Raw genomic sequence first — 9,037 nt, 5'->3', positions numbered from 1 at the left:
CCCAGTCGTGGATCTTGATGCCTTCGTATTTGTCATACGGAAATACCTTGTCCATCGGCTGGTAGGTGGTGTCCCAAGCCAGGCCGCGCGTCATGGCGGCATAGCGATCCTTCAGGCCGAGTTTCTTTTTCAGTACAGGGGTGTCCATGTTTTCTCCTTGTGTCGTTGGTATCAATGTTTCCAGCTCAGCGAGAGCTGATCGTCGTCTTCGTCGATGTGTCCCGACAGGGTGACGAGATTGACGTGAATCTGCTGCAGATTGAAAGGCCGTCCGATCAGCTCTTCAATGGTCTCGCGGCGGATCACGAGGCTGCCGGGGGCGTCGATCTTGACCAGCCCGGTCGGGTAGGTCGCCTGCGCGGCAGCGTTGTCGGCCAGGATCGCGTCAATGATGGGGCGCGAATCTTCGTTGTCCTGAAAGGCAATGAATACGTTGGACATGCGGTGTCTCCTTTTTTAATTGAATGCTTCGGTCGCTCAGGCCGCGAGGCCGGCTTTCTTGCAACGCTGGTCGAGACCTGCACGTGCCGCCTGCAGTGCTTGCCGGCCTGGCGCGCCCAGCGCGAGTTCGGCCACCGGTGCGAGTGCCTCCTGGGCGCGATCGGCCCAGGTCTTGACCCAGCCCGAGATCAGTTGGCGGTTGGCATCGGACTCCGCTGCCGCAATCTTGACGACGGCGTCGATCCAGCGTGCGCTCTCGTCGTGCCACTCGGGCATGAAGGCGGTCAGCATGGCCACCGCCGTGCCGCCCTGCAGCACGATCTGGTCGTCCACGAAGCTGCCGTAGATCAGCGGGTAAAGCTGGCCGTCGAGCGCGAGGTTCTGCGCCACGAACAATTCAAACGGGTCTTGCAGCACCAGCGTGTCTTCGACGTAGCGGCGCAGCGGCTGCCAGTTCGCGTCATTGAGCCAGGCGTTCTTGCCGACTTCGAGCACACCGGGCTCGTCGAGCGCCAGGCCCAGGCGGGTGATGAATTGCGCCGCACCCAGGTGGTCCATGGCATGGAACATGGCGGGCGCGGTGAATGGCGTGCCATAACCATAAGCGCCGATCGAGCTGTTGTTCATGTTGCCGCCCCAGGCCACGTGGCGCAGCGGCATCAGCACCTCGCAGGCCTTGGCGCGCACTGCGGCGGGCATCTTGGCCACCAGGCCGCGCGCCTCGACAAACTCGTAGTTGGCCTCCAGCGCATCCTGCTGGCGCGCGCGCGCCATGGTCCAGGTGGCGTAGTAGTACTGGCGCGGGTCGCGCAGCAGGTTCCAGTCGGCCAGCTTGACCGCCGAGCGTGACGCATCAAACACTTCGTGCTCAGGGTCCCAGGTGGGCCGGTAGTGGAAGTTGGCCGACGGCTGCGTGCCGAGGGTGGCTTCCTGGTAGCGCGACGCGGGCTTGTCGTTGCCAACGTATTTAGCCGTATGCGTAAACGTGTTGCGCAAGGACTTGATTTCACGTGTATGAAGATCTACTGACATAAAAACTCTCTCCTCTGTTAAAAGAAACTACGCTGGGGCTGAATCACTTAAGCGCTGCGCGTGCTGCTGGACGCAAAAATCGTCAAAGGCAGACTGCGGCAACATCAAATCAACAAACAACTCCGGCCAGCCGATCGAGAACTCAAAACACACCAGTCCGTCCGGACGCACTTCCTTGACGCGGACAAACTTGCGTGCGATGTCGCAAGTGAGCGCGTCAACTGCGGATGGCATAGGCTTAGTCATACGAGGCACCCTGAATGCCGCTTGATGGCGCGCAGGACCTTGCGGTCGGGACTGATGGTGAAATGGAAGTACATGGGCATGACCTTGCAGGTATTACTTTCATGACATCGCAAGGACCTTGCCAAACGTGGACTGATCTACAAAATTCTCGATATTTATAGGGAAAACACCTATCAATTCCTCTCTATTTTTTCAAATTTCGAAATGAAATTTGCATGTACTAGGGATTTCCCTTGGGTGAAAATTCGATCAAAAACCAGCTAAATTGCGCATTTGAGCCAGCAATACAGGCTGCATTTCACCAAATGATCAAATTTCAGCAGCAATCCTGAAATCTGGCGTGCTATTAAGAATTGATGTATAAATATCGAGAAAATTGCCTTTTAGCCTTACCAAGAGATGATCTGCTTATGAGCCTTAAATATCCCCCGAACGACGATTTGCGGCGCCTGTTGCGTTTTGAGCCGGACAGCGGTGCGATTTGGCTGGGCGATCGGCGCATGGTGCTGATGCACACCATGGCACTGGCCGCGTTGCGCCAGGACTTGATGACTTCAGTCGGCCCAGAGCATGCGCGGCGCATTCTGACGCGCATGGGTTACGCATCGGGGCTGTGCGACGCTGAGTACGCCAGAAAGACGCGGCCCGGTGACTCATTACAAGACAGCTTTTTGGTAGGCCCACAACTGTTCATGCTCGAAGGGGCGGCCCGTGTCACACCGGTCAAGCTCACCTTCGATATCCAGGCGGGCCAGTTTTACGGCGAGTTCAACTGGGAACATTCCTGGGAGGCCTATGCGCACCAACAGATGTTCGGCTTGGATGAAGACCCGGCCTGCTGGACGCTGCTGGGCTATGCCAGCGGCTACACCAGCGCGTTCATGGGGCGTCTGATCCTTTACAAAGAAACCCTGTGCGCCGCGTGTGGTGCTGACCATTGCCAGATCATCGGGCGCCCGATCGAAGAATGGCCTGATGGTGAGGCCCATCGCGTCTACTTCAACGACGACTCCCTGATGGAAAAGATGGAAGCCCTGCAATCGCAGGTGGAGGCCTTGAAGTCGACGCTGGGGCCTGTCAGTCAGGGCGGCCAGTTGATCGGCAACTCTACGGCCTTTCACAAAGCCTACACGCTGATGCAAAAGGTGGCGCAGACCCAAGTCACGGTGTTGTTGACCGGTGAAACCGGCGTCGGCAAGGAACGCTTTGCGCGCGCCCTGCACGAACTATCCACCCGTGCTGATGGGCCTTTTGTGGCGGTGAATTGCGCCGCCTTGCCCTCCGAGTTGATTGAGGCCGAGCTGTTTGGCGTGGAAAAAGGCGCCTACACTGGCGCGCACGCCTCGCGTAGCGGTCGTTTTGAGCGCGCCGATGGCGGTACCTTGCTACTCGATGAAGTGGGCGAGTTGCCTTTGGCTGCCCAGGCCAAACTACTTCGCGTATTACAGGAAGGGGAAATCGAGCGCGTGGGAGGCGAGACGACGCGCAAAGTCAATGTGCGATTGGTGGCAGCCACCAATGTCGACCTAGAACAGGCCGTGCTTGCCGGGCGTTTCCGGCGTGATTTGATGTACCGTCTCAACGTTTATCCCATTTGCATTCCACCGCTGCGCGAGCGCAAGACCGACATTGAGCCACTAGCCCAAGGCATGCTCGCCCGTTTTTGCGCTCTGCACAGCAAGCGTGTCTTGGGTTTTGAAGAACGCGCGCTGCAGGCGCTGCGGCAACACGATTGGCCAGGCAACGTCCGCGAGCTGGAAAACCTGGTGGAGCGTGGCGTGATTCTCGCACGCCAGGCAGGCATGGTTGAAGTTGAACACCTGTTTCCGAACCAGCCCGATTCCGTACAGACTAGCTTGGACGCCCATGGCCAGCTCGCCAGAATGCCAAGTGTGCAAGACGACGACTTGAGCGCGCGCATTCTGGACAGTGGCAGCTCGCTGGAGGACATTGAGGCACGCGTGCTTGACCACGCCGTGGCCCGCGCCCGTGGCAACCTGTCTGAGGCGGCGCGCCTGCTGGGCCTGACCCGCCCCCAATTGGCCTATCGGCAAAAGCACCGGCAGAGTCGCGGCGCTTCTGCGTCTTCGCCAGACCTCAACCGCGAACCGGGAACATTGTGATGTCATCACTCAAACAACGCCTCTATCCACTCCCCGAAACCGCGACGGCTGTACCCCGTACCCTGGTCGAGCGTGCCTACCTGAGCCTGCGCCATGACGTGGTGTGCGGCAAGCTCGCCCCCGGCGAGCGACTGCGCGTAGAGCACCTGAAGGACCAGTACGAGGTCGGCGCCGGCACCTTACGCGAGGCTTTGTCGCTGCTGATGTCCGACGCGCTGGTCACCGCTGAAGGTCAACGGGGGTTTCGGGTGGCACCCATCTCGCTGGCCGACCTGGAAGACGTGACCAACACCCGTGTGATGCTGGAAACCGAGGCCTTGCGCCAATCGATCCGCCATGGTGACGCGCACTGGGAAGCCGCGCTGGTGGCTAGTTACGATCTGCTGACCCAAACTGAAAGCGACCTCGCAGGATCCGACCCCGACCTCTGGGAACGTCGCAACAAAGCCTTCCACGAGGCGCTGATCGGCGCCTGCGATTCAGCCTGGGCAAAATACATCCTGGACATCTTGTACCGCCATGCCGAGCGCTACCGTACCATTAACTGGAAGTTGACTGCGGCTCATGTCAGCGGACGGGACGTACACCGCGAGCACGAAGACATCTTTCGTGCCGCCATCAACCGCCAGGAAGCGCGCGCAGCATTGGCTCTGGAGGCCCATGTGCGCCTGACGCACGACGTCGTTAAACGACAAACGCAGCAAAAAGCAGAAAATTAGCGACAGGCCTTCAGGCCGGGGTTGGTCCCATCGCCTTGAAAGGCGAGGTTTCAAACCAAAGGTGGATTTTCAATCAGTCCATAAGGGCAAGGGCTATTGCGCTGTTCCTGTGTGCTTCGCGGCGTTTCAGGTGCCGGTGCGGCGTGGCTGCAGCCGGGGCCCGATGCGCCGCACCAGTTCCAGCCACAGGCCGCACAGCGCCAACTGGCTGGCCACCACGGCCAGGCCCGCCGCGCCGGGCAGGCCCAAGCCCATGAGTTGGCGCAACCACGGAAGGCCCAGCACCGCCGCCAGCAGCAGCGCCATGGCGGCGGCCATGCGCCACAGCCACGGGTTGGGGGCGGCGAGGCCCCTGAACGCCGACCGCGTCAGGTCGCGGTTGGCCACGATCAGCAGCAGCACGCTGGGCACCAGCGCGCTAAACACCGCGGCGCGCCCTTGCGCCGCGCTCCAGCCTTGCCCCGCGAGCCAGGCAAAGCCCGCCAGCAGCACCGCTGCCACGCCCAGACCCTGCAGCAGCGCATGGCCCAGCGTTGCGGCGGCAAACGGCGAGCTTGATGCCGGGCGTGGCGGGCGACTCATCAGGCCGGGCGCCTCGGGCTCTGCCTCCAGAACGACCGCGCAGGCCGGGTCAATCAGCAGCTGCAGCAGCACGATGTGCACGGGCAGCAGCAGCGCCGGCCACTGCATCAGGGTGGGCACCAGCGCCAGCGCAATGATGGGCACATGCACGGCAAAGACAAATCGCGTGGCTTTGCGGATGTTGTCGTCGATGCGCCGGCCTTGCCGGATGGCGTCCACGATGCGGGCAAAGCTGTCGTCCAGCAGCACCAGCGCGGCCGCTTCCCGGGCCACGTCGGTGCCGCGCTCGCCCATGGCAATGCCCACGTCGGCGGCTTTGAGCGCGGGTGCGTCGTTGACGCCGTCGCCGGTCATGGCCACCACCTCGCCGCCAGCGCGCAGTACCTGCACCAGGCGCAGCTTGTGCGCCGGCAGCAGGCGGGCGCACAGGTCCACCTGTTTCAGCCGCGCGCGCAGGGCCTCGTCAGAAAGCGCGGCCAGCTCGGCCCCGGTGAGGACCTCGGGCCGTTCGGACAAGCCGACCTGGCGCGCAATGGCGCGGGCCGTGGCGGGGTGGTCACCCGTCATCATGATCACCCGCACGCCGGCGCGCCGGCATTCTGCCAGCGCGTCAGGGACCTCGGGGCGCGGCGGGTCGGCCAGGCCGACCAGGCCGAGGAATTCAAAGTCAAAGTCGTGCTGGCTTTGCGGCCACGGCGGCGTGGTATCGGGTGCGGTTGCCGCACCCATCCAGCGCCCCCGCGCCACGCCCAGCACGCGCAGGCCGCGCCCGGCCATGGCTCCGACCTGGCGCTGTATCGCTTCGCGCTGTGCGGCGCCCAGGTGGCACAGGTCGGCCACGGCTTCGGGCGCGCCTTTGGTGGCCAGCAAAAACTGCGACGGGTCGGCGCTGGCGAACACCCGCGTCATCGCCAGAATCTCGCCCGACAGCGCGTATTCAAATTCCGGCACGCGGCCGTCGTGCACATGCTCGGTGCCCGCCAGCCAGCGGTGGCCAAACTGCTGGATCGCCTTTTCCATCGGGTCAAACGGGTCGCCCGGCGTGGCCAGCATCGCAAATTCGGTCAGCCAGTGAAAGGATTCGGGCAGTTCGGTGGCGCGGTCTGGCGTGAAGTGCGCGCTGGCGGTGGCCAGCTCGGCCACCGCCATGCGGTTCAGGGTCAGCGTGCCGGTTTTGTCCACTGCCAGCACCGTGATGGCGCCCAGCGCCTCGACCGCCGAGGTGCGCCGCGTCAGCACTTTCTGCTGTGAAATGCGCCAGGCGCCCAGCGCCAGGAACACGGTCAGGATGACCGGAATCTCCTCGGGCAGGATGGCCATCGCCAGCGCAATGCCCGCCAGTAGGCTGTCCAGCAGCGGCAGGCCGCTCCACCACCAACTCAGCAGCACCTGGCCGCAGGCCAGCACCAGCGCGCCCAGGCCCAGCCGGCGCACCAGCGTGCGCGAGGCCTTTTGCAGCGCCGACGGCGGCTCAACGGTGGCTGCCAGGTCTGCGCCAATGCGCCCGACCGCCGTGGCGCTGGCGGTGGCGTGCACCTCGGCCAGGCCGGCGCCCCGGGTCACGACGGTGCTGGCGTAAAGCATGGCCCCCACGCTTGTCGCTTCGCGTACTGCGCTGCCCCCCAAGGGGGCTGAACTTCGCTTGGGGCGGCCCGGCGCTTCGTTCGTGGCCCCCACGCTTGTCGCTTCGCGTACTGCGCTGCCCCCCAGGGGGGCTGAACTTCGCTTGAGCGGCCCGGCGCTGCGTTCGCTGGCGCCAGCGCTCGCTGCGTCGGGCGTCTTGACCACCGGCACCGATTCGCCGGTCAGCAGCGACTCGTCCACCTCCAGTTGGCCGTCCAGCAGCCGCGCATCGGCGGCGACGCGGTCGCCTTCGCGCAGCACCAGCACGTCGCCGCGCACCACATCGCGCCCTGCAACGCGCAGCGCCTGCCCGCCCCGCAGCACCAGCGCGCGCGGGGCCGACAGGTCGCGCAGCGACTCCAGCGCCCGCTGCGTTTTGCGCTCCTGCGCCAGCGTGATGCCAATCACGACGAATACAAAGCCCAGCAGAAACAGCGCCTCAGCCCGGTCGCCCAGCGCCAGGTAGATGCCACCAGCGGCCAGCAGCATCAGGAACATCGGCTCGGTGATGACCTCGCGCAGGATCGCTGCGCTGGATTTTGGCGCGCTGCCGGGCAGCAGGTTGGGACCGTCGGTAGCCAGGCGCTGCGCGGCTTCGGCGCTGCTCAGGCCCTGCGGCGCGGGCAAGTCGCCGGGCGGCTGCATGCCGCTGCCGAACACCTGCGCGCGGATCTGCGCCCACTGCGCCTCGCTCGGGGCCGCTTCCTCATCAATCGCCAGCGCCGCATGCAGGTCCAGCCGGCCTTGTGCATCAAACACCAGCCAGCTGCAGGTTTCGTTGACGACGTCCTGCGGCTGGTTGCCAACGATGCGCAAGTACCAGTCCACCAGCATCAGGCGAAGGCCGGCCAACTCGGGTGCGGCCGCTTGATGGCGGGCGAGCGCAACGTAGCGCTCATGTGCCAGCGGCTGCACGCTGCCGTCGTCGCCCAGCAGAAATAAACGGGTTTCATGGCCGGTGGCCGGTGGGGGGCGCCGCGCCTCGCCTGCGGTGATGGTTGCCATCATGCCGGCCCTGCGTACACCGGCGCGAAGCCGCCACCGGGCGTGCGGAAGTTGGTGGTCTGGCCCTGGTAGAGGCGTGCTGCCACCCACTGCACCTGGCCGTCGTAGGTGTAGTCGCGCAGGTCAAACTTCAGCACCTGCGCTGGTTCCTGGTCAGAGATGGTGCGCTCGCCGGGGCTGACCAGCGCCTGCGCGACGTAATCGCCCGAGAGAATTTCCTGCCAGACGCGCTGCGTCAGCTTGTCTCCGCGATAGGCGGCGCGGCCGCCGAAGCCGGCGAACGGCTTGAAGAACAGGCGCTTGCGATCGCGCCACAGCCGCTCTGCATTCTCCGGCTCCACCACTTCGGTGTGCGGAATGCTGGCCAGCAGCACCGCCTGCGTGGCCTGTGGCACACCGAGCGCCTGAAGCCGCGCCGCATCGCTGAGCAGGGTCAGGTTGCGCTTGTCCGCATACAAGGCGTGCGCCTGCGGGTGCGGCGTGAGCACCATGGCGTGTTGCAGGTAGGCCGCGCGCAGCGTGGCGCTGGCAGGTGAGGTGAGCGAAAAATCCGTCAGGCGGTTGTAAACCAGGTCGATGGCCAGCTCGCCATGCCGGAGCACGCCGTCCCGCAGGGTGAAGTCTGCCGGGTCGGCAATCACGGCCTGCAGCCCGTGGCGCCTGAACAGTTGCTGGAACAGCAAAAACTCGGGGTACAAATACTGCTGCGCGGGGGCCTCGTCGACGATGGCGATGCTGCGCAGCGGCCGGTCATGGCTTGACAGCGCCCACTCGCGGCGGAACATCGCCACGATGCGGTCTTCCAGCGCATCGGCCGTGGCTGGCGTCGGCAACAGATGCTCCATCGCCGGGCAGCAGGCCCGTTGCGCCCGCGTCAGCACGGCGTTGAGCATCGCGCCGCCCGCATTGGTGTTGATCTCAATGAGCCCAAAGCCGCCCTCGGTGACATGAAAGTCGTAGCCGAAGAACACGCCCCTGGCGCCGCCCGGATCATGCCGCGCGATGGCGGGCGCCTGGGCCAGCACTTGCGCACGGTAAGCCGGCAGCGCCACCACCGACTCGATGGCCCGCACCAGCTCAGCCATGCGCGCCAGGTGGGCCTGCGACACAAACACGGGGCGCGCCGCGAACAGGTAGGGGCAGCGCTCGCGTACCAGTTCAAACAGACCCGGCTGGCCGATCTCGGATTCCAGGGCCCGGCCCAGCGCCCCGGTGTCCAGGCTGATGCAAAAGCACGCGCTGTTGAGCGCCTCGACCGACACGCCG

Annotated in this window: 7 protein-coding genes; 2 read left to right on the top strand and 5 right to left on the bottom strand. The window is 64.5% G+C overall.

Features of this window, described 5'->3' with window-relative positions; translation table 11 throughout:
• Positions 1-171: 171 nt before the first annotated feature.
• The 3 genes from Q8K05_RS05805 to Q8K05_RS05795 are packed head-to-tail and all read right to left on the bottom strand — an operon-like array spanning position 172 to position 1,707.
• The gene (locus Q8K05_RS05805) at positions 172-441 is read right to left on the bottom strand and encodes an MmoB/DmpM family protein (protein ID WP_305245565.1); all 270 of its coding nucleotides are present in this window, start codon (positions 439-441) and stop codon (positions 172-174) included.
• A gap of 36 nt (positions 442-477) precedes the next feature.
• Entirely contained in the window at positions 478-1,473 is a 996-nt protein-coding gene (locus Q8K05_RS05800; protein ID WP_305245564.1) for an aromatic/alkene monooxygenase hydroxylase subunit beta, read from the bottom strand.
• A gap of 27 nt (positions 1,474-1,500) precedes the next feature.
• Complete coding sequence (locus Q8K05_RS05795) at positions 1,501-1,707, bottom strand: phenol hydroxylase subunit (protein ID WP_305245563.1); 207 nt, start codon at positions 1,705-1,707, stop codon at positions 1,501-1,503.
• A 422-nt stretch (positions 1,708-2,129) separates the two neighbouring features.
• Here Q8K05_RS05795 and Q8K05_RS05790 point away from each other — a divergent pair, with 422 nt between their 5' ends.
• Both Q8K05_RS05790 and Q8K05_RS05785 read left to right on the top strand, forming a co-directional pair.
• The gene (locus Q8K05_RS05790; protein WP_305245562.1) at positions 2,130-3,842 is read left to right on the top strand and encodes a sigma-54-dependent Fis family transcriptional regulator; all 1,713 of its coding nucleotides are present in this window, start codon (positions 2,130-2,132) and stop codon (positions 3,840-3,842) included.
• Complete coding sequence (locus Q8K05_RS05785) at positions 3,842-4,561, top strand: GntR family transcriptional regulator (protein ID WP_305245561.1); 720 nt, start codon at positions 3,842-3,844, stop codon at positions 4,559-4,561. Before Q8K05_RS05790 ends, Q8K05_RS05785 begins: the two co-directional genes overlap by 1 nt.
• Before the next feature lie 126 nt (positions 4,562-4,687).
• On the opposite strand, the gene Q8K05_RS05780 is transcribed toward Q8K05_RS05785, so the two are convergent.
• Both Q8K05_RS05780 and Q8K05_RS05775 read right to left on the bottom strand, forming a co-directional pair.
• On the bottom strand, positions 4,688-7,411 hold the full coding sequence (locus Q8K05_RS05780; protein WP_305245567.1) for a cation-translocating P-type ATPase: 2,724 nt from the start codon (positions 7,409-7,411) through the stop codon (positions 4,688-4,690).
• Between the two features lie 359 nt (positions 7,412-7,770).
• The coding region (locus Q8K05_RS05775) for a hypothetical protein (protein WP_370868780.1) at positions 7,771-9,037 on the bottom strand (1,267 nt) is incomplete at its 5' end.

The sequence above is a fragment of the Polaromonas sp. genome, from assembly GCF_030682935.1.
GTDB lineage: Bacteria > Pseudomonadota > Gammaproteobacteria > Burkholderiales > Burkholderiaceae_C > Polaromonas.
Note: the sequence above shows the minus strand (reverse complement) of the source record. Positions and strands in the feature narration are given on the sequence as shown.

Coding starts and splice junctions, on each gene's coding strand:
- Q8K05_RS05800 (WP_305245564.1), bottom strand. CDS start 1,473: ATGTCAGTAGATCTTCATACACGTGAAATCAAGTCCTTGCGCAACACG.
- Q8K05_RS05780 (WP_305245567.1), bottom strand. CDS start 7,411: ATGCAGCCGCCCGGCGACTTGCCCGCGCCGCAGGGCCTGAGCAGCGCC.
- Q8K05_RS05790 (WP_305245562.1), top strand. CDS start 2,130: ATGAGCCTTAAATATCCCCCGAACGACGATTTGCGGCGCCTGTTGCGT.
- Q8K05_RS05795 (WP_305245563.1), bottom strand. CDS start 1,707: ATGCCATCCGCAGTTGACGCGCTCACTTGCGACATCGCACGCAAGTTT.
- Q8K05_RS05785 (WP_305245561.1), top strand. CDS start 3,842: ATGTCATCACTCAAACAACGCCTCTATCCACTCCCCGAAACCGCGACG.
- Q8K05_RS05805 (WP_305245565.1), bottom strand. CDS start 441: ATGTCCAACGTATTCATTGCCTTTCAGGACAACGAAGATTCGCGCCCC.